Source organism: Zestomonas insulae, assembly GCF_016901015.1.
GTDB lineage: Bacteria > Pseudomonadota > Gammaproteobacteria > Pseudomonadales > Pseudomonadaceae > Aquipseudomonas > Aquipseudomonas insulae.
Window position 1 is genome coordinate 249663 of record NZ_JAFEUP010000003.1, and the last position, 22167, is coordinate 271829.

A 22167-nucleotide genomic window follows, 5' to 3' on the forward strand; every position below is an offset into this window, starting at 1 on the left:
CCGGGCGGGGAAACGTGTTATCATGGGCCAGCCGGGAAAATCCCGGCTTTTTTGCGTCTGTGGGAATCATGTGGCAGGAATTCGGCATAGCGCTGTGTCTGATGTTGGTGCTGGAAGGCATCCTGCCCTTTCTCTTCCCGCGACGCTGGCGCGAGACGATTGCCCAGGTGGCTCGGCTGCCGGATCGTCATCTGCGCCTCATCGGGTTAGCCAGCATGCTGCTGGGTACCGCCCTCCTATATCTGCTTCACTGAAGGCTTGCCGCCCAGATCAAAAGGGGAATGGCGAAATGGCAACGGTAGACCGCTGGCTGCTGCCAGATGGCATCGAGGAAGTACTGCCGCCGGAAGCGGCGCGCATCGAGGCGGCGCGCCGCGAAGTGCTGGACCTGTTCCAGCGCTGGGGCTATGAATTCGTCGTCACACCGCACATCGAATACCTGGAATCCCTGCTGACCGGCGCGGGCCAGGATCTGGAGCTGCGCACCTTCAAAGTCACCGATCCGCTGTCCGGGCGGTTGATGGGCTTTCGCGCCGACATCACGCCGCAGGTGGCGCGCATCGATGCGCACACCCTGCGCCGCGAAGGGCCGAGCCGCCTGTGCTATGCCGGCAGCGTGCTGCATGCCAAGCCGCGTGCACTGTCCACTTCGCGCAGCCCGATCCAGTTGGGTGCCGAGCTGTACGGCGATGCCAGTCCGGCCAGTGATATCGAAGTCATCAGCTTGATGCTCGACATGCTCGAATTGGCTCAGGTCCCGGATGTGCACATGGATCTCGGTCATGTTGGCATCTACCGTGGACTGGCGCGTGCCGCCGGGCTGTCCGGCGCTGCCGAACAGCAGCTGTTTGATGCCCTGCAGCGCAAGGCCGTCGACGAGGTGGCCTCGCTCACGGCGGCGCTGCCCGACGAGTTGGGCAAGATGCTGCGCGCGCTCGCCGAGCTGTGCGGTGGCCGCGAGGTGCTGGATCTGGCGCAGGCCTGTCTGGTTGAGGCGCCGGCTGAAGTGCATGCCGCGCTCGATGAGCTGATTGCCATCGCCGACACCCTGGAAAACCGCTATCCCGAGCTACCGCTGTATTTCGACCTGGGCGAGCTGCGCGGTTACCACTACCACACCGGTGTGGTGTTTGCCGCTTTCGTGCCGGGTGTCGGTCAGTCGATCGCCCAAGGTGGGCGCTACGATGATATCGGCGCCGATTTCGGTCGCGCGCGTCCGGCTACCGGGTTTTCCACCGATCTGAAGACCTTGGTCAGTCTGGGTCAGATGGCGATCGAGGAGGTCGCGCCCGGAGTGTGGGCGCCGGATAGCCATGACCTGCTGCTGTGGCAGCAGGTCCAGCAGTTGCGCCGCGAGCGTGTGCGTGTCGTCCAGGCCCTGCCGGGGCAAGAGGCGAGCGAGGCGCGTGGCGCGGGTTGTGATCGCCAATTGGCCTGGCTGGATGGGCGCTGGCAGATCGCGCCGCTGGTTTCTTGAGTTTCCCGCCGGCCTGACGCCGGCATCGAGCTTCCGCGAAGAGGGTAAGAGTTATGGGTAAGAATGTCGTCGTCCTAGGCACCCAGTGGGGTGATGAGGGCAAGGGCAAGATCGTCGATCTGCTCACCGAACAGGCTGCCGCGGTGGTGCGCTATCAGGGCGGTCACAACGCCGGCCACACCCTGGTGATCGACGGTGAGAAGACCGTCCTGCACCTGATTCCGTCCGGCATCCTGCGCGAGAACGTGCAGTGCCTGATCGGCAACGGCGTGGTGGTCGCGCCGGACGCCCTGATGCGCGAAATCACCAAGCTGGAAGAGAAGGGCGTGCCGGTGCGCGAGCGCCTGCGCATCAGTCCGGCCTGCCCGCTGATCCTCTCCTATCACGTAGCGCTGGATCAGGCGCGCGAGAGGGCGCGTGGCGATGCGAAGATCGGCACCACCGGTCGCGGCATCGGTCCGGCCTACGAAGACAAGGTCGCGCGTCGCGGTCTGCGCGTCGGTGACCTGTTCCACCGCGAGCGTTTCGCCGCCAAGCTCGGTGAACTGCTCGACTATCACAACTTCGTGCTGGTGAATTACTACAAAGAACCGGCGATCGACTTCCAGTCGACCCTCGACGAATGCATGGCCTATGCCGAGCAGCTCGCGCCGATGATGGCTGACGTCACCGCGGTGCTCCACGAGATGCGCCATGAGGGCAAGGACATCATGTTCGAAGGCGCCCAGGGCTCGCTGTTGGACATCGACCACGGCACCTACCCCTATGTGACCAGCTCGAACACCACGGCGGGCGGCATCGCCACCGGTTCCGGCTTCGGCCCGATGTACCTGGATTACATCCTCGGCATCACCAAGGCCTACACCACTCGCGTCGGTTCGGGGCCGTTCCCGACCGAGCTGTTCGACGAAACCGGTGCGTTCCTCGCCAAGCGCGGTCACGAATTCGGTTCGACCACCGGTCGTGCGCGTCGTTGCGGCTGGTTCGATGCGGTGATCCTGCGGCGTGCCATCGAGATCAACAGCATCTCCGGCCTGTGCCTGACCAAGCTCGACGTGCTCGATGGCCTGGACGTGGTGCGCCTGTGCGTGGCCTACAAGGATCAGGACGGCAACGAGGTCGAGGCGCCGACCGATGCCGACAGCTACCTCGGTCTGCAGCCGGTCTACGAAGAGATGCCGGGCTGGAGCGAGTCGACCGTCGGCGTGAAGAGCCTTGAGGCGCTGCCGGCCAATGCCCAGGCGTACATCAAGCGCGTGGAGGAGTTGGTCGGAGCGCCGATCGATATCATCTCGACCGGCCCGGATCGCAACGAGACTATCGTCCTGCGCCATCCGTTCGCCTGAGTGCGAGGGTGATCGAGAAAGGGCCGCGCAAGCGGCCCTTTTTATTGCCTGTGCGTTCGTCGGGTAAATCGCAGGCATAAAAAAACCGAGCCATTCGGCTCGGTTTTTGAATTTGGTGCCCAGGAGAAGACTCGAACTTCCACGGTGTTGCCACCACTGATACCTGAAACCAGCGCGTCTACCAATTCCGCCACCTGGGCACAGCACGATGATTGCTCACCGTTTGAACCAGTGGTTCACCGTTGCCGGCACGGATCACTGTCTCCGTTAAACGATAAACCGAGCGATTAGCTCGGCTTACTTGAAATTGGTGCCCAGGAGAAGACTCGAACTTCCACGGTGTTGCCACCACTGATACCTGAAACCAGCGCGTCTACCAATTCCGCCACCTGGGCACTGAAACGATGATTGCTCATGCGCTTCGTGTTACAACGTCTGTTCGACGCTGTGGGCGCGAACTATACGGACGCCCCTTTAGCTTGTAAACCCCTGATGGCGAAAAAATTATTGTCGCGGGAAAAGCTGGGTAGACGAGCTTTTTCGCGCTTCAATAGACGATGATTCCTCTATTTATGCATAAGCAAAGGTAACCTCACCTACATGGCCGATTGGCAATCCCTCGATCCCGAGGCCGCGCGCGAAGCGGAAAAATACGACAACCCCATTCCCAGTCGCGAGCTGATCCTGCATCACCTCGCGGAGCGCGGCTCGCCTGCCAGTCGCGAACAACTCCAGGACGAGTTCGGTCTCCACAGCGAGGAGCTGGTGGAGGCCCTGCGTCGCCGACTGCGCGCCATGGAGCGCGACGGTCAGCTGATCTTTACCCGGCGCGGCACCTACGCGCCGGTGGACAAGCTTGACCTGATCCGTGGCCGCATCAGCGGACACCGCGATGGCTTCGGCTTTCTGGTGCCGGACGACGGTAGCGAAGACCTGTTCATGAGCCCGGCGCAGATGCGCCTGGTGTTCGACGGCGACCGCGTGCTCGCGCGGGTATCCGGCGTGGATCGCCGCGGCCGTCGCGAAGGCGCCATCGTCGAAGTGATTGAGCGTGCCCACGAGACCATCGTCGGCCGCTACTTCGAGGAGGGCGGCATCGGCTTCGTCGAGGCCGATAACCCGAAGATTCAACAGGAAGTGCTAGTCACCCCAGGGCGTACCTCGGGCGCGAAGATCGGTCAGTTCGTCGAGATCAAGATCACCCACTGGCCGACCCCGCGCTTCCAGCCGCAAGGCGATATCGTCGAAGTGATCGGCAACTATATGGCGCCGGGCATGGAAATCGACGTCGCGCTGCGCAGCTATGACATCCCGCATGTCTGGCCGGATGCGGTGATCAAGGAGGCGCACAAGCTCAAGCCGGAAGTCGAGGAGAAGGACAAGGAGAAACGCGTCGACCTGCGCCACCTGCCGTTCGTCACCATCGACGGCGAGGACGCCCGAGACTTCGATGACGCGGTGTTCTGCGAGAAGAACAGCAGCCGCTGGAAGCTGTTCTCCGGCGGCTGGAAGCTTTATGTGGCGATCGCCGACGTGTCGCACTACGTTAAGGTCGGCTCGGCGCTCGACGACGAGGCGCAGAAGCGCGGCAACTCGGTGTACTTCCCCGAGCGTGTCGTACCGATGCTGCCGGAAGAGCTGTCCAACGGCCTGTGCTCGCTGAACCCGCATGTCGATCGCCTGGCGATGGTCTGCGAGATGAGCCTGTCGAAGACCGGCAAACTGGTCGAGTACCAGTTCTACGAAGCGGTGATCCATTCACACGCGCGGCTGACCTACAACAAGGTCAGCACGATTCTCGAGCAGCCGAACAGCACCGAGGCGCGCAAGCTGCGCAGCGAGTACGCCGACGTGGTGCCGCACCTCAAGCAGCTGCACGCGCTGTACCAGGTGCTGCTGGCAGCGCGCCATGAGCGCGGTGCGATCGACTTTGAGACCCAGGAAACCCGGATCATCTTCGGTACCGGGCGCAAGATTGCCGAAATCCGCCCGACCCAGCGCAACGATGCGCACCGCCTGATCGAAGAGTGCATGCTCGCCGCCAACGTGGCGACTGCACAGTTCATGCAGGATCACGAGATGCCGTCGTTGTACCGTGTGCACGACGGCCCGCCGCCGGAGCGCCTGGAGAAGCTGCGGGCGTTCCTCGGTGAGCTCGGGCTGTCGCTGCAGCGCGGCAAGAAGCCCAAGGAGGGCCCATCGCCGAAGGACTACCAGCTGTTGCTGGAGACCATTCGCGACCGTCCGGACTTCCACCTGATCCAGACCGTGATGCTGCGCTCGCTGAGCCAGGCGGTGTACAGCGCCGACAACAACGGCCACTTCGGACTGAACTACGAGGCCTACACCCACTTCACCTCGCCGATCCGCCGTTACCCGGACCTGCTGGTGCACCGCGCCATTCGCAGCGTGATCCGTTCGCGCCGCGAGACCCCGCATGTGCAGCGCGCCGGTGCGGCAGCCATGCCCAAGGCGAAGATCTACCCGTACGACGAGGGTGGCCTGGAGAAGCTCGGCGAGCAGTGCTCGATGACCGAGCGGCGCGCCGACGAGGCGACCCGCGACGTGGTCAACTGGCTGAAGTGCGAGTTCATGCAGGATCGCGTCGGCGAAACCTTCGGTGGGGTGATCACCGCGGTGACCGGCTTCGGCATCTTCGTCGAGCTGAAGGACATCTATGTCGAAGGCCTGGTGCATGTCACCGCGCTGCCGGCCGACTACTACCACTTCGACCCAGTCCACCATCGCCTGTCGGGTGAGCGCAGTGGGCGCAGCTTCCGCCTCGGCGACAGCGTGCAGGTGCGCGTCATGCGCGTCGACCTGGACGAGCGCAAGATCGACTTCGAGCTGTCCGAGGCCGCCCCGGTCGCCGGTGCACCGCGCAAGTCGCGCGCCGCTGGCGAGGCGCCGCGCCGCGAGGGCAAGGGCGCCGGCACGCTGGGCAACACCGACGTGAGCAAGAGTCGGGCGGTCAAGCAGGCCCTGCTCGCCGAGGCCAAGGCCGGCTCGCGTGGCAAGGCCAAGCCGGCAGCGGCCAAGCCGAGCAGTCACCGCAAAGGTGCCGGCAAGCCGGAAGCCCCGGCTGGTCCCGCCGGCAAGCCGCGTAAGCGCAGGGCCAAGTCATGAGTCAGTGGGAAAAAATCTACGGTGTGCATGCCGTGGAGGCCTTGCTGCGCCATCATCCCAAGCGGGTCAAGCAGATCTGGCTGGCCGAGGGGCGCCGCGACCCGCGCGTGCAGACCCTGCTAGCGCTGGCCGACCAGGCCCGCGTGGAAGTGGCCCAGGCCGACCGGCGGGAGCTGGATACCTGGGTCGAGGGCGTGCACCAAGGCGTGGTCGCCGAGGTCAGCCCCAGCCAGGTGTGGGGCGAGGCGATGCTCGAGGAGTTGCTCGATCGCAGCGAGCGCGTGCCGCTGCTGCTGGTCCTCGACGGGGTCACCGATCCGCACAACCTCGGTGCCTGCCTGCGTACCGCGGATGCCGCCGGGGCGCTGGCGGTGATCGTGCCGAAGGACAAGTCGGCGACCCTCAACGCCACGGTGCGCAAGGTGGCCTGTGGCGCCGCCGAGGTGATCCCGCTGGTGGCGGTGACCAACCTCGCGCGCAGCCTGGAGAAACTCCAGCAGCGCGGCCTGTGGGTGGTCGGTACCGCCGGCGAGGCGGAGCAGGAGGTCTATCAGCAGGACCTGACCGGACCGCTGGTACTGGTCATGGGCGCCGAAGGCAAAGGCATGCGCCGGCTGACCCGCGAGCACTGCGACTACCTGGTCAAGTTGCCGATGGCCGGCAGCGTCAGCAGCCTCAACGTGTCGGTGGCCACCGGCGTGTGCCTGTTCGAAGCGGTCCGCCAGCGCCAGGCGGCATTGCTCAAATAATCGCCAGTTCGCCTTGCGCGGCTTCCGGGGCTTCTCTAGAATGTCGCCCCTTGCCGCGCCGGCAGGCCTTTTCGTGCCCTTCTGCGTGGCAAGCACAGCAAGAGTCATTCACTCCTTGCCTGACCGCCCTGGCGGCAGGCTACAACCCGTAAGGAGCATTTATGCGTCATTACGAAATCGTGTTTCTGGTTCACCCGGACCAGAGCGAGCAAGTCGGCGGCATGGTCGAGCGTTACACCAAGCTGATCGAAGAAGACGGCGGCAAAGTTCACCGTCTGGAAGATTGGGGCCGTCGTCAACTGGCCTACGCCATCAACAACGTTCACAAGGCTCACTACGTGATGCTGAACGTTGAGTGCACCGGCAAGGCCCTGGCCGAGCTGGAAGACAACTTCCGTTACAACGATGCCGTGATCCGTAACCTGGTCATCCGTCGCGATGAAGCCGTAACCGGTCAGTCCGAGATGCTCAAGGCCGAGGAAAACCGCAGTGAGCGTCGTGAGCGTCGCGAGCGCGTCGAAAGCGCCGACACCGCCGAAGGCGATGATGGCGACAGCAGCGACAGCGACAACGCTGACGAGTAATCCACGGATCTATTGAGGAGCCACTGTCATGGCACGTTTCTTCCGTCGTCGTAAATTCTGCCGTTTCACCGCTGAAGACGTGAAAGAGATCGACTACAAGGATCTCAACACTCTGAAAGCCTACATTTCGGAAACCGGCAAAATCGTTCCGAGCCGTATCACCGGCACCAAGGCTCGCTATCAGCGTCAGCTGGGCACCGCGATCAAGCGCGCCCGTTTCCTGGCCCTGCTGCCCTACACCGACAGCCACGGCCGCTGAGAGCGGACAGTCGACAAGAAGTAAGGAATAGATCGCATGCGCGCCCTGGCTGAGTTGATCATGCGCGGTCGCATGCAGGCCACCCTCGTGGTGGTGGGGTCTGCGGCATTGCCGCTGCTGTTCTGGTTGAGCGCCGCCGCTGGCAGCCTGGTGCTGTTGCGGCGCGGTTTGAACGATGCACTCGGCATCGTGGTCTGGGCGGTACTGCCGGCATTGGCCTGGTGGTACTTCGGCGATCCGCGCACCTTGCTGGTGTTGCTGGGTACGCTGGGGTTGGCGGCGCTGTTGCGCGCCAGCGAGTCCTGGACCCGGGTGTTGCTGTGCAGCGTGGCGCTCGGTCTGGTGTATGGCTTGGTACTGGGTTCCGCGTTTCGCGATCCCATCGACGCAGTCGCGGCGGAGTTGCAGAAACTCATGCCGCAGATGCTCGGTGGGCTCCACCAGCAGCTGCCGGTGGAAGAGCAAGCGCGCCTGGATGCCTTGCTGGCACCGGTGCTGACCGGACTGCTGGCCGCTTTGCTGCAAGTCGTCAGCCTGTTGTGCCTGATGCTCGGGCGTTACTGGCAGGCGGCACTGTACAACCCGGGTGGTTTCGGTCGCGAGTTCCGCGCACTGCGACTGCCGCCGTCGCTGGCGATGCTGTTGCTGGCCGGCATGCTGCTCGCTCCCAACCTTGGGATTCAGGCCGCCATGCTGACGCCGCTGTGCAGTGTGCCGCTGGCCTTCGCCGGCCTGGCCCTGATCCATGGGCTGGTGGCGGAGGGCAAGCTGGGCAAGTTCTGGCTGGTGGGGCTGTACGTGACCTTGCTGCTGTTCATGCAGCTGATTTATCCGTTACTCGTGGTGTTTGCCGTTGTCGACAGTCTGATTGATTTTCGCGGACGCCTGGCGCGCAAGAACGGCGCCGGCCCTGCGAACGGTGAAGGTTAAAAGTTAAGAGGTAAGACCCAAATGGAAGTCATCCTGCTGGAAAAAATCGCCAATCTGGGCAACCTGGGCGACAAGGTGAGCGTCAAGTCCGGTTACGGCCGTAACTACCTGCTGCCGCAAGGCAAGGCTACCGCCGCTACCCCGGCCAACGTTGCTGCTTTCGAAGCACGCCGCGCTGAGCTGGAAAAAGCCGCTGCCGAGAAGAAGGCATTTGCCGAATCCCGCGCTGCTCAGCTCAACGAACTGGAAGTCACCATCACCGCTACCGCGGGCGATGAAGGCAAACTGTTCGGCTCCATCGGCACCCACGACATCGCCGACGCACTGACCGCCGCTGGCGTCGAAGTGTCGAAAAGCGAAGTGCGTCTGCCGAACGGCACCATCCGTAACGTTGGCGAATTCGACATCGCACTGCACCTGCATACCGACGTCGAAGCTTCCGTCCGCGTTGTCGTGGTGGCTGCTTAAGCGGTATCGATCGTCTGGCACCCTCGGGTGCTGGCGGTTAACATCGGGCACGGTTCCGCGCGAGCGGAAACGTGCCTTTTGTTTTTCCAGACCTGAATTCCTGCGAGCCCATGAACGATATCACCGCCCCCGAGCAGTACGATCTGCAGACCGCCGCCCTCAAGGTGCCGCCGCACTCGATCGAGGCCGAACAGGCCGTGCTGGGTGGCCTCATGCTCGACAACAACGCCTGGGAGAAGGTCCTCGACCAGGTCTCCGATGGCGACTTCTACCGCCATGATCACCGCCTGATCTACCGCGCGATCTTCAAGCTGGCCGAGCGCAATCACCCGTTCGACGTGGTGACCCTGTCCGAGCAACTGGACAAGGAAGGCCAGCTCAGTCAGGTCGGCGGCCTGGCCTACCTCGGCGAACTGGCGAAGAACACCCCGTCGGTGGCCAACATCAAGGCCTACGCGCAGATCATTCGCGAGCGCGCCACGCTGCGCCAGCTGATCGGCATCAGCGGCGAGATCGCCGACAGCGCCTACGCCCCGCAGGGGCGCACCGGCGAAGAGATTCTCGACGAAGCCGAGCGGCTGATCTTCCAGATCGCCGAGGCGCGGCCGAAGACCGGCGGCCCGGTGGGCATCAACGACATCCTGGTCAAGGCCATCGACCGCATCGACACGTTGTTCAACAACGGTGACGCGATCACTGGCCTGTCCACCGGCTTCGACGACCTGGACGGGCTGACCAGCGGCCTGCAGCCGGCCGACATGATCATCGTCGCCGGCCGTCCGTCGATGGGTAAGACCACCTTCGCGATGAACCTGGTGGAGAACGCGCTGATGCGCAGCGACAAGGCGATCCTCGTCTATTCGCTGGAGATGCCCTCGGAATCCATCGTGATTCGTATGCTCGCCTCGCTCGGCCGCATCGACCAGACCAAGGTGCGTTCCGGTCGCCTGGACGACGACGACTGGCCGCGCTTGACCTCGGCGGTCAACCTGCTCAACGACCGCAAGCTGTTCATCGACGACACCGCCGGCATTTCGCCGTCGGAGATGCGCGCGCGCACCCGCCGCCTGGCCCGCGAGCACGGCGAAATCGGCCTGATCATGGTCGACTACCTGCAGCTGATGCAGATTCCCGGCTCCAGCGGCGACAGCCGGGTCAATGAGATCTCCGAGATCTCGCGCTCGCTCAAGGCGCTGGCCAAGGAATTCAATTGCCCGGTGATCGCCCTGTCGCAGCTCAACCGCGGCCTCGAACAGCGGCCCAACAAGCGCCCAATCAACTCCGACTTGCGTGAATCCGGTGCTATCGAGCAGGACGCCGACATCATCCTGTTCGTCTACCGCGACGAGGTCTACCACCCGGAGACCGAGTACAAGGGCGTCGCCGAGATCATCATCGGCAAGCAGCGGAACGGTCCGCTGGGTACCGCGCGGCTGGCCTTCCTCGGCAAGTACTCGCGGTTCGAGAACCTTGCCCCCGGTAGCTACCAGTTCGACGACGAGTAAGGTCGCGCGCGAAGGCGCGCGAGCCGGCCATTGCCACGGGCGTCCAGTTACACTGGGCGCCCGTTTTCGTTTCCGGAGCCCTTTGCATGCGCCCGCTTGTTGCCACCATCGATCTGGCCGCCATTCGTCACAACTACGCGCTGGCCAAGCGCTGTGCGCCGGGGCGCCAGGCGTTCGCGGTGGTCAAGGCGAACGCCTACGGGCACGGGGTGCGCGAGGTGGTGGCGGCGCTTGGCGAGGTGGCCGATGGATTCGCCGTGGCCTGTCTGGAGGAGGCCGCCGAGGTGCGTGCGGTGCTGCCGCACGGTCGCCTGCTGCTGCTGGAAGGCTGCTTCGCCACCGACGAACTGCCCGAGGCGGCGCGCCTCGGTCTGGACCTGGTGGTGCAGGACGCCGCGCAGCTCGACGCGCTGCTCGCCACGCCGCTGGCGCAGCCGCTGAACGTCTGGCTCAAGCTGGACAGCGGCATGCATCGCCTCGGCCTGGGCGCGGACGCTGTGCGCCAGGCCTTCGCCCGTTTGCGCCAGGCGCCGCAGGTCGGCGAGCTGAACCTGCTCAGCCACTTCGCCTGCGCCGACGAACGCGGCCATGCGCTGACCGAGCAGCAGGTCGAGCAGTTCCTCGCGCTGCTCGACCTGGAGTTCGACCAGCGTTCGCTGGCCAACTCGGCTGCAGTGCTGACCATTCCGGCGGCGCACATGGACTGGCTGCGCCCGGGCATCATGCTCTACGGCGCCACGCCGTTCGCCGAGCTGAGTGCCGCCGAGCTGGGCCTGCGTCCGGCGATGAGCCTCACCGCGCAGCTGATCGCGGTGCGCGAGGTGGCGGCCGGCGAGAGCGTCGGCTATGGCGCCAGCTGGGTGGCGGCGCGGCCGTCGCGGATTGGCACGGTGAGCTGCGGCTATGCCGACGGCTATCCGCGCCACGCGCCTTCCGGCACCCCGGTGCTGATCCACGGGACGCGGGTGCCGCTGGCCGGGCGGGTGTCGATGGACATGCTCAGCGTCGACCTCAGCGACCTGCCGCAGGCGCAGGTCGGCGATGCGGTGGAGCTGTGGGGCGCACAGCTGGCGGTCGATGAAGTGGCCCAGGCGGCCGGGACCATCGGCTACGAGCTGCTCACCCAGGTCACCGCGCGCGTGCCGCGCCGCTACCGCGGCTGATCAGGTCAGCCCGCCGGGCGCCTCGAACACGTCCAGCGCCGTGCTGGGCGGCGCTGGCGGGCTGTCCTCACCCTGCATCACGAATCCCGAGCGGCCTTGCTGCTTGGCGCGGTACAGCGCCTCGTCGGCGGCCTTGTAGAGGCCGGCGAACTGCTCGGCGTGGGTCGGGAACAGCGCCGCGCCGATACTCACGCTGACGGTCAGCGGCTGCTCGTCGTACAGCACCGGGCGGGCCAGCTCGGCGAGCAGGCGCACGGCGATGTCGCGGGCGTGCTGCGGCGCATCGGCGCCGCTGATCAGTACGGCGAACTCGTCGCCGCCCAGGCGCGCTACCAGGTCGTGGGCGCGCACCTGCTCGCGCAGGCGTTGGGCGAAAGTGTGCAGCAGCAGGTCGCCGGCGTCGTGGCCGTACTGGTCGTTGATCGGTTTGAAATGGTCGAGGTCGATGAGCATCAGCACCAGCGACTCATGGCGCCGCTGGGCATCGCTCATCGCCGCGTCGGCGCGCTCGATCAGGTAGCGGCGGTTGGCCAGGTCGGTGAGCGGGTCGTGGAACGCGGCGTGCTGCAGCTCGCGTTCGCGGGCGCTGAGCTTGAGGTTGGCGCGCGCCAGCTCGGCGGTGCGCTGGTGCACGGCGACTTGCAACTCTTCGGCGCTGGCCTGCATCTGGGCCAGGCGCGCGGTCTTCTCACGGTCGGCCTGCTCCAGGGCGTGGGCCCGTTCCTGCTTGAGCATCTGGATGCGGTAGGCGAGGGCGAAGGAGAACAGGATCGATTCGGCCGCCACGGCGATGGGGAACACGTAGGCATTCCAGGTCGCCGGCTGGAGCAGCCCAGTGGTGCGCATCAGCAACAGGCTGATGCTGCCGAGGATCAATCCGTAGCCGCAGAGATAGAGCAGCGCGGGCACGTCGCCCTGGCGCCAGCGCAGCAGCGCCGAGCCGAGCGCGGCAGGAATCGAGGTCAGCGACAGCAGGGCGATCAGCCAGGCGGCGAACAGGCGCTGGCCGAACGCTTCCAGGCAGACGGCCAGCACGTAGCAGACCAGCGCCATGCTCAGCAGGTGATGCGCCCAACGCACGTGTCGGCGAGTCTGCAGCAGGGTTTGGGTGAAGCGGCAGGCGCAGAAGCCCCACAGCGAGGGCAGGGTGACGCGGTCCAGCCAGAACGGCACCGGCGCGTCCGGCCACAGGTACTGGAAGCCGTGGCCGGTCATGCTGAGGATGAACAGCAGGGCGCCGGCGGTGGTCAGCACATACCAGAAGTACGCCGAGTCGCGCAGGCTGATGAAGATGAACAGGTTGTACAGCAGCAGCGCGGCGATGATCCCGTAGATCACGCCGAGCACCAGGTTTTCCTCGGTCGCGAGCTGAGTGAGGTCGTCCAGTTGCCAGATGCGCAGCGGGAAGGAGTTGCCGGCCGGGTCGTAAACCCGCATGTAGAGGGTCTGCGCGGTCTCGTCCAGCGCCGGCAGGCGGAACAGCATGCGCCGGTAGGCGTGATCGCGGCCGTCGCTGAAGCTCACCCGCTCGCCGGATTGACGCTCCGACCAGCCGTCGTGGGTCGGCAGGTACAGGCGCAGGTCGAGTTGCGTCACCGAGCCGGCTTCCAGCCACCACTGCGCCGGTGCCGCGGCACCGCGCGCCAGTTGCAGCTTGATCCACCAGGGGTGACGGCTCTGCCCGACGCTGGCCTTGCCGGCCGCCGGCTGGAAGCGCTGCTGCACCTCGGGGCGCGCCAGGTCGGCGACACTCAGGTTGCCGTCGCGATCCTCGAGCAGTTCGATCTGCCCGTTCAGCAGCTGCCCGCTGCTCCGTCCATCGAGCAGCAGCGGCGCGGCCTGCAGGCCGGAGAAATAGCACAGACACAGCAAGAGACTGACTAGGCTTTTCACGACGACTCCCTGTGCCGGCTCGCCTCGCCGGGCACCCTGTTTTCTGCGCTCGAGTATAGCGAGTGCTGGCTATTTGTGATCACAGATAGCGCTATCGGCCGAACGCCGGAGAAGCTGAGTGCGCTGATCGGATTTGCTCACTTTTTGTGCTATATTCCGCGCCCCCGTGAGAGCCCGCTGGTTAAAAAATATGCAAGCTGCCAAGCCGCTGTTCGACTATCCCAAGTACTGGGCCGAGTGTTTCGGGCCAGCACCCTTCCTGCCGATGAGCCGGGAAGAGATGGATCAGCTCGGCTGGGACAGCTGCGACATCATCATCGTCACCGGCGACGCCTACGTCGATCATCCGTCCTTCGGCATGGCGATCATCGGCCGTCTGCTCGAAGCGCAGGGCTTCCGCGTGGGCATCATTGCCCAGCCGGACTGGCGCGCGAAGGACGACTTCATGAAGCTCGGCGAGCCGAACCTGTTCTTCGGCGTGGCGGCGGGCAACATGGACTCGATGATCAACCGCTACACCGCGGACAAGAAGATCCGTAGCGACGACGCCTATACACCCGGCGGCCTGGCCGGCAAGCGTCCGGACCGCGCCAGCCTGGTCTACAGCCAGCGCTGCAAGGAAGCCTACAGCCATGTGCCGGTGGTGCTCGGCGGCATCGAGGCGTCGCTGCGCCGCATCGCCCACTACGACTACTGGCAGGACAAGGTGCGCCGCTCGATCCTGATGGACGCCACCGCCGACATCCTGCTCTACGGCAACGCTGAGCGCGCCGTGGTGGAGATCGCCCAGCGCCTGGCGTTTGGCCACAAGATCGAAGACATCACCGACGTACGCGGCACCGCGTTCATCCGCCGCGACACCCCGGCAGGCTGGTTCGAGATCGACTCCACGCGCATCGACCGGCCGGGCAAGATCGACAAGATCATCAACCCCTACGTCAACACCCAGGACACCGCCGCCTGCGCCATCGAGCAGGAAAAGGGTCCGGTCGAGGACCCGCAGGAAGCCAAGGTCGTGCAGCTGCTGCCGAGCCCCAAGCTGACCCGCGACAAGACCGTGATCCGCCTGCCGTCGTTCGAGAAGGTGCGTAACGACGCGGTGCTGTATGCCCACGCCAACCGCGTGCTGCACCTGGAAACCAACCCGGGCAACGCCCGCGCGCTGGTGCAGAAGCACGGCGAGGTCGACGTGTGGTTCACCCCGCCGCCGATCCCGATGACTACCGAGGAAATGGACTACGTGTTCGGCATGCCCTATGCGCGCGTGCCGCACCCGGCGTATGGCAAGGAGAAGATTCCGGCCTACGAGATGATCCGCTTCTCGGTGAACATCATGCGTGGCTGCTTCGGCGGCTGTACCTTCTGCTCGATCACCGAGCACGAAGGGCGAATCATCCAGAACCGCTCGCACGACTCGATCCTCCGCGAGATCGAGGAGATGCGCGACAAGGTGCCGGGCTTCACCGGGGTGGTCTCCGACCTCGGCGGGCCGACCGCCAACATGTACCGCATCGCCTGCAAGAGCGAGGAAATCGAGAAGCACTGCCGCAAGCCGTCGTGCGTGTGGCCGGGCATCTGCGAGAACCTGAACACCGACCACAGCTCGCTGATCGAGCTGTACCGCAAGGCCCGCGCGCTGCCGGGGGTGAAGAAGATCCTGATCGCCTCGGGGCTGCGCTACGACCTCGCCGTGGAGTCGCCGGAGTACGTCAAGGAGCTGGTCACCCACCACGTCGGCGGCTACCTGAAGATCGCCCCGGAGCACACCGAGCAGGGCCCGCTGGACAAGATGATGAAGCCGGGTATCGGCAGCTACGACCGCTTCAAGCAGATGTTCGAGAAGTATTCGAAGGAGGCGGGCAAGGAGCAGTACCTGATCCCCTACTTCATCGCCGCGCACCCGGGCACCACCGACGAGGACATGATGAACCTCGCCCTGTGGCTCAAGCGCAACGGCTTCCGCGCCGACCAGGTGCAGGCGTTCTACCCGTCGCCGATGGCCAGCGCCACCGCCATGTACCACTCGGGCAAGAACCCGCTGCGCAAGGTCACCTACAAGAGCGACGGCGTGACCATCGTCAAGAGCGAGCAGCAGCGCCGCCTGCACAAGGCTTTCCTGCGCTACCACGACCCGAAGGGCTGGCCGCTGCTGCGCGAGGCGCTGGAGCGCATGGGCCGTGCCGACCTGATCGGCAGCGGCAAGCACCAGCTGATCCCGGCCTACCAGCCGCAGGCCGACGAGTACCAGAGCGCACGGCGCAAGAACTCCACCCCGGCCGGCAGCAAGAAGGTCGCCGGCAACGGCGGCGGGCGCATCCTCACCCAGCACACCGGCCTGCCTCCGCGTGCCAGCGACGGTGGCAACCCCTGGGACAAGCGCGAGCAGGCCAAGGCCGCGGCCTACGCCAAGCTGCAGGAGCAGGCGCGCGCCGAGAAGGCCAACAAGTCCGGCAAGGGCGGCAAGAAGAAGCCGACGCGCCAGCCCGTCGCCCCACGCTGATCGCCCGCTACAGAGCAAAAACGCCAGCCCGAGTGCTGGCGTTTTTGTTGCTGACGTGGACAGGCTGGTAGGGCGGATCACCCGCCGGTGTTCGGAAGCCCGCGTGGGGCTTGGCTTGGGACTTAATTGGAACTATAGTGCCAAAATCATAACGATAACGCCGGAGCCCACCGCCATGCGTACCGCCGCCCTCACCCTGATCGCCCTGTCCGTGCTGCTCGCCGCCTGTGGCGAGGACAAGCAAGCCGCTGCCCCGCAGCCGACCCACGTCGACTTCCAGAAAGAGCTGCAGGCCAAGCTGATCAAGGCCAAGGCCGGCGAGGTGATCGAGATTCCCGCCGGCACCTACCAGCTCGATCGCAGCCTCAGCCTCAAGGTCAGCGGGGTGACCATCAAGGGTGCCGGAATGGACAAGACCATCCTCAACTTCAAGGGCCAGAAGGCCGGCGCCGAAGGCCTGCTGGTCGATGCCTCGGACTTCACCATCGAAGACCTGGCCCTGGAAGACAGCAAGGGCGACGCGCTGAAAGTGGTCGGCGGCAAGAACATCGTGATCCGCAACGTGCGCACCGAATGGACCAACGGCCCGGCCACCGAGAACGGCGCCTATGGCATCTACCCGGTGCAGACCGAGAACACCCTGATCGAGGGCGCGGTGGCGATCGGCGCCTCGGACGCCGGCATCTACGTCGGCCAGTCGCGCAACGTGGTGGTGCGCAACAGCCGCGCCGAGCGCAATGTCGCCGGCATCGAGATCGAGAACACCATCGGCGCCGACGTTTACGGCAACGTCGCCACCGGCAACACCGGCGGCATCCTGGTGTTCAACATGCCCAACCTGCAGCAGCCGGGGCACGGCACGCGGGTCTACAAGAACCAGGTGCACGGCAACAACCACGACAACTTCGGCCACAAGGGCACCCCGGTGGCCAGCGTGCCGGCCGGCTCCGGGGTGGTGATCAACTCCAACGACCAGGTGGAAATCTTCGACAACGACATCGGCGAGCACAAAACCGCCAACCTGATCGTCAGCAGCTACTTCAGCACCGGCTACACCACGCTGTCCGTGCAGGAGAACTTCGACCCCTACCCGGAAAGCATCTACATCTACGCCAACCGCTTCGGCCCGGGCGGCGACAGCCCGGACAACCTCGAGCTGAAGGCGCTGAAACTGGCGAAGTACGGCCTCTCCGGGCGCCTGCCGGACATCCTCTGGGACGGTTACGTGAACCCGAAGAAGCTGGTCGACGGCAAGCTGCCGGCTGACCTGGCGATCTGCATCGACAACGGCGAGGCCGGGATCATCAACGTCGACGGGCCGAACGGCTACAAGAACATCAGCACCGATATCAGCAGCCACCGCTGCAACCTGCCGAAACTGCCGGCCGTGCAACTGGCTTCGGCCGAGGAGGGGCAGGGCGCATGATTCGACTGCTGGGACTCGGGTTGGCGCTGCTGCTCGCCGGATGCGGCAAGCAGGCGGCGCCGTTGTACCTGCCGGAGGGTGAGCAGTATCCGGAGAAGCTCAGCGACTGGCATGTGCTGGAGCAGGGCGGCGGCCACCTGAAACCGGCCGCCGCGGTGCTGCCGTACGACCTCAACACGCCGCTGTTCACCGACTACGCGCACAAGCTGCGTACCGTGTGGATGCCGGACGGCCAGGCCGCGCAGTATGGCGAGGAGCACTTCGACTACCCGGTCGGCACCATCCTCAGCAAGACCTTCTACTACCCGAAGGACGACCAGGGCCGCCTGCTGCAGAGCAACAGCGACGACCGTGACCCGCAGCAGGGCCTGGAGCTCAAGCACGTGCAGCTGGTCGAGACGCGCATTCTGCTCAAGCAGAAGAGCGGCTGGGTGGCGCTGCCCTACGTGTGGGACGCCGAACAGCGTGAGGCGGTGCTGGAGTGGGCCGGCGACAGCCAGGACCTGAGCCTGCACGCTGCCGACGGCACGACCCTGGCGGTCGGCTACGAAGTACCGGACGCCAACCAGTGCGCCGGCTGCCACGAGGAGCGCCACGGCCAGGGCGTCAACCCGCTGGGGCCGAAGGCGCGCCACCTGAACAAGGACTTCAGCTACGAAGGCGGCAGCGCCAACCAGTTGCAGCGCTGGGTGCAGCGCGGCTTCCTCGCCGGGCTGCCGAACGACCTCGCCGGGGTGCCGCAGAACGCCCTGTGGGGCCAGCCGCGTGCCGGCGAAAGCCTGGACAAGCAGGCGCGCAGCTACCTCGACGCCAACTGCGCGCACTGCCACAACCCGCAAGGCCCGGCGCGCACCTCCGGGCTGTTCCTCGAAGCGTCGCGGCCGTTCGGCATCCCCAGCGGCCTGTGCAAACAGCCGGTGGCCGCCGGCAAGGGCTCCGGCAACCGCCTGGTGGACATCCACCCCGGCCAGCCGGACGCCTCGGTGCTGATCTACCGGGTCGACAACACCGACCCCGGCGAGATGATGCCGGAGCTCGGCCGCTCGGTGGTGCACCGCGAAGGGCTCGATCTGCTGGTCAAGTGGATCGCCAGCCTGGACGGCGGTTGCTAGCCGCAGCGCTGTTGTAGGAGCGAATTCATTCGCGATTAGGGGGCTCCCCATCGCGAATAAATTCGCTCCTACCTCGCTCGACTTGAGCACAGCGCGCCAGCCATCCCGCGGCCAGCCCTCGGCCGCTCGGTCTCCGCTCATACAACGAACCATTTTCGTGCAGCGTCGTCCCAGCTGAGCGGGTCGAGCCCCGTTCCGGTGCCCGCCGCTTGTGGCGAAGCCCGCCGCGGCTGCTGCGGGCGCTGGCATAAGTCTTGCGCGCGTCCGCTCATTGCCCTGGCTCGCGGGAGGCTTGCTGTGTCCATTCATGTCGCGCTGCACCATGTCAGCCACTATCGCTACGATCGAGCGGTCAACCTGGGGCCGCAGATCGTCCGCCTGCGCCCGGCGCCGCACAGCCGCACGCGCATCCTCTCCTACGCGCTGAAGGTCGCCCCCGGCGAGCACTTCATCAACTGGCAGCAGGACCCGCAGGGCAACTACCTGGCGCGCCTGGTGTTCCCGGAGCAGACCCGCGAGCTCAAGGTCGAGGTCGACCTGGTCGCCGAGATGGCGGTGTTCAACCCCTTCGACTTCTTCCTCGAGCCCTACGCCGAGCAGATTCCCTTCGCCTACACCGACACCGAGCAGCGCGAACTGGCGCCCTACCTCAGCCGGCTGACCGCCGCGCCGCGCTTCGCCGAGTACCTGGCAAGCATCCCGCGCACGCCAACCCCCAGCGTGGATTTCCTGGTCGCCCTCAACCAGCGCCTCAGCGACGACGTGCGCTACCTGATTCGCCTCGAGCCCGGCGTGCAGACGCCCGAGGAAACCCTGACCAAGGCCTCCGGCTCGTGCCGCGACTCCGCCTGGCTGCTGGTCCAGCTGCTGCGCCACCTGGGCCTCGCCGCGCGCTTCGTGTCCGGCTACCTGATCCAGCTCACTGCCGACCAGAAGGCCCTCGACGGACCGTCCGGCACCGAGGTCGACTTCACCGACCTGCACGCCTGGTGCGAGGTCTACCTGCCCGGCGCCGGCTGGATCGGCCTCGACCCGACCAGCGGGCTGTTCGCCGGCGAGGGTCACATCCCGCTGGCCTGCAGCCCCGAGCCGTCCTCGGCGGCGCCGATCAGCGGCGCGGTGGACGAGTGCGAGTGCGAGTTCAGCCACACTATGCGCGTGGTCCGCGAGTGGGAGGCGCCGCGCGTCACCAAGCCCTACAGCGAGGCGCAGTGGCAGGCGATCCGCGCCCTCGGTACGCGCATCGACGCCGAGCTGGCGGCCGGCGATGTGCGCCTGACCATGGGCGGCGAGCCGACCTTCGTGGCCATCGACTACCCCGACGACGCCGAGTGGAACAGCGACGCGCTGGGCCCCAACAAGCGCCGCCTGGCCGCCGAACTGTTCCACCGCCTGCGCGCGCACTACGCACCGCAGGCGCTGGTGCATTTCGGCCAGGGCAAGTGGTACCCCGGCGAGCAGCTGCCGCGCTGGTCGCTGAACTGCTTCTGGCGCACCGACGGCGAGCCGATCTGGCACGACCCGGCGCTGTACGCGGACGAGAGCCGCTACTACGGCGCCGATGCCCGCCTGGCCGGACGCTTCCTGAGCACCCTCGCCGGGCACCTCGGGGTGGCCGGCGACGCGGTGTTCCCGGCCTACGAGGACTGGTTCTACTACCTGTGGCGCGAGCGCCGGCTGCCGGTCAACGTCGCCCCGGACGATCCGCGGCTGGCCGACCCGCTGGAGCGCGAGCGGCTGCGCAAGGTGTTCTGCCGCGGCCTCGGCGAAGTGGTCGGGCACGTGTTGCCGCTGGCGCGCACCGACGATGAGCGCGCCTGGCAGACCGGCGAATGGTTCCTGCGCGACGAGCACTGCCGGCTGATGCCCGGCGACTCGGCGATGGGCTACCGCTTGCCGCTGGATTCGCAGCCCTGGGTCAGCGAGGCCGATTACCCCTACGTGCAGGCGCCCGATCCCAACCAGGCGTTCCCTGGCCTGGCGCCGCGCCAGCAGCTGCAGCGCCGCCTGCACGCCGCACCGCAGTTCCGCCCAGCGCCCGGCGAGCCGCTGGCGCCGCCGGCCAGCGGCGTGTCGGCCGACGGCATCGTGCGCACCGCGCTGTGCGCCGAGCCGCGCGACGGCCGCCTGTACCTGTTCATGCCGCCGCTCGCCGAGCTGGAGGCGTATCTCGAGCTGGTTGCCGCCATCGAGGCGACCGCTGCCGAGCTGCGCTGCCCGGTGCTGCTGGAGGGCTACGAGCCGCCACGCGACCCGCGCCTGACCAGCTTCCGGGTCACCCCCGACCCCGGCGTCATCGAGGTCAACATCCACCCGGCGGCCAGCTGGGACGAGCTGGTCGAGCGCACCGAATTCCTCTACGAGGCGGCGCGGCAGACGCGCCTGTCCAGCGAGAAGTTCATGGTCGACGGCCGTCACACCGGCACCGGCGGTGGTAACCACTTCGTCCTCGGCGGGGCGACGCCGGGCGACTCGCCGTTCCTGCGCCGCCCGGACCTGCTGCGCAGCCTGATCAGCTACTGGCACAACCACCCGTCGCTGTCCTACCTGTTCAGCGGCCTGTTCATTGGCCCCACCTCGCAGGCGCCGCGCGTCGACGAGGCGCGCAACGACGCGCTCTACGAGCTGGAGATCGCCTTCGCGCAGATGCCCGAGGTCGGCCGCGAGAGCCCGCCCTGGCTGGTCGACCGCCTGCTGCGCCACCTGCTGGTCGACGTCAGCGGCAACACCCATCGCGCCGAGTTCTGCATCGACAAGCTGTACTCGCCCGACTCGGCGTCCGGCCGCCTTGGCCTGCTCGAGCTGCGCGCCTTCGAGATGCCGCCGCACGCGCAGATGAGCCTGGCTCAGCAACTGCTGCTGCGCGGCCTGGTGGCGCGCTTCTGGAATGAGCCCTATGCGCCGGCGAAACTGGCGCGCTGGGGCACCGAGCTGCACGACCGCTTCCTGCTGCCGTACTTCGTCGAGCAGGACTTCGCCGACGTGCTCGACGAGATGCGCGGCGCCGGCTACGCGCTGCAGGACGACTGGTTCGCCCCGCACTTCGAGTTCCGCTTCCCGCGCCAGGGCGACTTCCAGGTCAAGGGCGTCGAACTGGAGCTGCGCCAGGCGCTGGAGCCCTGGCATGTGCTCGGCGAGGAGGGCGCCGCCGGCGGCACGGTGCGCTACGTGGATTCCTCGCTGGAGCGTGTGCAGGTCAGGCTCAGCGGCCTGGCCCCGGACCGTTACATGCTGACCTGCAATGGCCAGCCGGTGCCGCTACGGCCGACCGGCACGGTCGGCGAGTTCGTCGCCGGCGTGCGTTACCGCGCCTGGCAGCCGGCCAGCTGCCTGCAGCCGACCATCGGCGTGCAGGCACCGCTGGTGTTCGACCTGCTCGACACCTGGATGAACCGCTCGCTGGGCGGCTGCCAGTACCACGTCGCCCACCCCGGCGGGCGTAGCTACGAGACGCGCCCGGTGAACGCCTACGAGGCCGAGAGCCGGCGCCTGGCGCGCTTCTTCCGGCATGGCCACAGCCCCGGCACACTGGCGGTGGCGGCGCCGATCGACAATGCTGAACTGCCGATGACCCTGGACCTGCGCCGCGGTGCCTGAAGCTTTGGTAGGAGCGAATTCATTCGCGATAG

At 66.3% G+C, this 22167-nt stretch carries 16 protein-coding genes and 2 tRNA genes; 15 read left to right on the top strand and 3 right to left on the bottom strand.

Annotation, left to right across the window (positions count from 1 at the left end):
• The first annotated feature begins 68 nt into the window (after positions 1–68).
• From JQX08_RS10995 to JQX08_RS11005, 3 genes are read left to right on the top strand one after another with little or no spacing between them, the layout of a single operon-like run.
• A complete protein-coding gene (locus JQX08_RS10995; protein WP_205348424.1) occupies positions 69–254 on the top strand; it encodes a DUF2065 domain-containing protein in 186 nt (61 codons plus the stop codon).
• A gap of 35 nt (positions 255–289) precedes the next feature.
• On the top strand, positions 290–1477 hold the full coding sequence (locus JQX08_RS11000; RefSeq protein WP_205348425.1) for an ATP phosphoribosyltransferase regulatory subunit: 1188 nt from the start codon (positions 290–292) through the stop codon (positions 1475–1477).
• A 53-nt stretch (positions 1478–1530) separates the two neighbouring features.
• Positions 1531–2823 (top strand): adenylosuccinate synthase, encoded by a 1293-nt coding sequence (locus tag JQX08_RS11005; protein WP_205348426.1) that lies wholly within the window; start codon positions 1531–1533, stop codon positions 2821–2823.
• 113 nt (positions 2824–2936) lie between these two features.
• Here the strand turns inward: JQX08_RS11005 and JQX08_RS11010 are convergent.
• Both JQX08_RS11010 and JQX08_RS11015 read right to left on the bottom strand, forming a co-directional pair.
• A tRNA-Leu gene (locus JQX08_RS11010) sits at positions 2937–3023 on the bottom strand.
• A 108-nt stretch (positions 3024–3131) separates the two neighbouring features.
• Positions 3132–3218 (bottom strand) — tRNA-Leu (locus JQX08_RS11015).
• A 205-nt stretch (positions 3219–3423) separates the two neighbouring features.
• Here JQX08_RS11015 and rnr point away from each other — a divergent pair.
• From rnr to alr, 8 genes are all read left to right on the top strand, one after another.
• Positions 3424–5949, top strand: coding sequence for a ribonuclease R (gene rnr / locus JQX08_RS11020; protein ID WP_205348427.1), 2526 nt, complete (start codon positions 3424–3426; stop codon positions 5947–5949).
• On the top strand, positions 5946–6698 hold the full coding sequence (gene rlmB, locus JQX08_RS11025) for a 23S rRNA (guanosine(2251)-2'-O)-methyltransferase RlmB (RefSeq protein ID WP_205348428.1): 753 nt from the start codon (positions 5946–5948) through the stop codon (positions 6696–6698). Before rnr ends, rlmB begins: the two co-directional genes overlap by 4 nt.
• A 161-nt stretch (positions 6699–6859) precedes the next feature.
• Positions 6860–7282, top strand: coding sequence for a 30S ribosomal protein S6 (rpsF, locus tag JQX08_RS11030; protein ID WP_205348429.1), 423 nt, complete (start codon positions 6860–6862; stop codon positions 7280–7282).
• A gap of 28 nt (positions 7283–7310) precedes the next feature.
• Positions 7311–7541: a 30S ribosomal protein S18 gene (rpsR, locus tag JQX08_RS11035; protein WP_119891859.1), complete on the top strand. Its 231-nt coding sequence runs from the start codon at positions 7311–7313 to the stop codon at positions 7539–7541.
• A 36-nt stretch (positions 7542–7577) separates the two neighbouring features.
• The gene (locus JQX08_RS11040) at positions 7578–8471 is read left to right on the top strand and encodes a hypothetical protein (protein WP_205348430.1); all 894 of its coding nucleotides are present in this window, start codon (positions 7578–7580) and stop codon (positions 8469–8471) included.
• Between the two features lie 21 nt (positions 8472–8492).
• Positions 8493–8939: a 50S ribosomal protein L9 gene (gene rplI, locus JQX08_RS11045; RefSeq protein ID WP_205348431.1), complete on the top strand. Its 447-nt coding sequence runs from the start codon at positions 8493–8495 to the stop codon at positions 8937–8939.
• 110 nt (positions 8940–9049) lie between these two features.
• On the top strand, positions 9050–10444 hold the full coding sequence (gene dnaB, locus JQX08_RS11050; RefSeq protein WP_205348432.1) for a replicative DNA helicase: 1395 nt from the start codon (positions 9050–9052) through the stop codon (positions 10442–10444).
• 86 nt (positions 10445–10530) lie between these two features.
• Positions 10531–11607, top strand: coding sequence for an alanine racemase (gene alr / locus JQX08_RS11055; protein ID WP_205348433.1), 1077 nt, complete (start codon positions 10531–10533; stop codon positions 11605–11607).
• Here alr and JQX08_RS11060 read toward each other — a convergent pair whose 3' ends face one another.
• On the bottom strand, positions 11608–13500 hold the full coding sequence (locus tag JQX08_RS11060) for a diguanylate cyclase domain-containing protein (protein ID WP_205348434.1): 1893 nt from the start codon (positions 13498–13500) through the stop codon (positions 11608–11610). It abuts the gene before it with no gap.
• A gap of 190 nt (positions 13501–13690) precedes the next feature.
• On the opposite strand from JQX08_RS11060, the gene JQX08_RS11065 reads away from it, so the two are divergent.
• From JQX08_RS11065 to JQX08_RS11080, 4 genes are all read left to right on the top strand, one after another.
• Positions 13691–16000, top strand: coding sequence for a YgiQ family radical SAM protein (locus JQX08_RS11065; RefSeq protein WP_205348435.1), 2310 nt, complete (start codon positions 13691–13693; stop codon positions 15998–16000).
• Between the two features lie 175 nt (positions 16001–16175).
• Positions 16176–17426 (top strand): parallel beta-helix domain-containing protein, encoded by a 1251-nt coding sequence (locus tag JQX08_RS11070; RefSeq protein ID WP_205348436.1) that lies wholly within the window; start codon positions 16176–16178, stop codon positions 17424–17426.
• The gene (locus JQX08_RS11075) at positions 17423–18538 is read left to right on the top strand and encodes an SO2930 family diheme c-type cytochrome (RefSeq protein WP_205348437.1); all 1116 of its coding nucleotides are present in this window, start codon (positions 17423–17425) and stop codon (positions 18536–18538) included. Before JQX08_RS11070 ends, JQX08_RS11075 begins: the two co-directional genes overlap by 4 nt.
• Positions 18539–18835: 297 nt before the next feature.
• Positions 18836–22135 carry a transglutaminase family protein gene (locus tag JQX08_RS11080; protein ID WP_205348438.1) on the top strand — a complete coding sequence of 1100 codons (3300 nt, stop codon included), beginning with the start codon at positions 18836–18838 and terminating at the stop codon, positions 22133–22135.
• Positions 22136–22167: the final 32 nt, after the last annotated feature.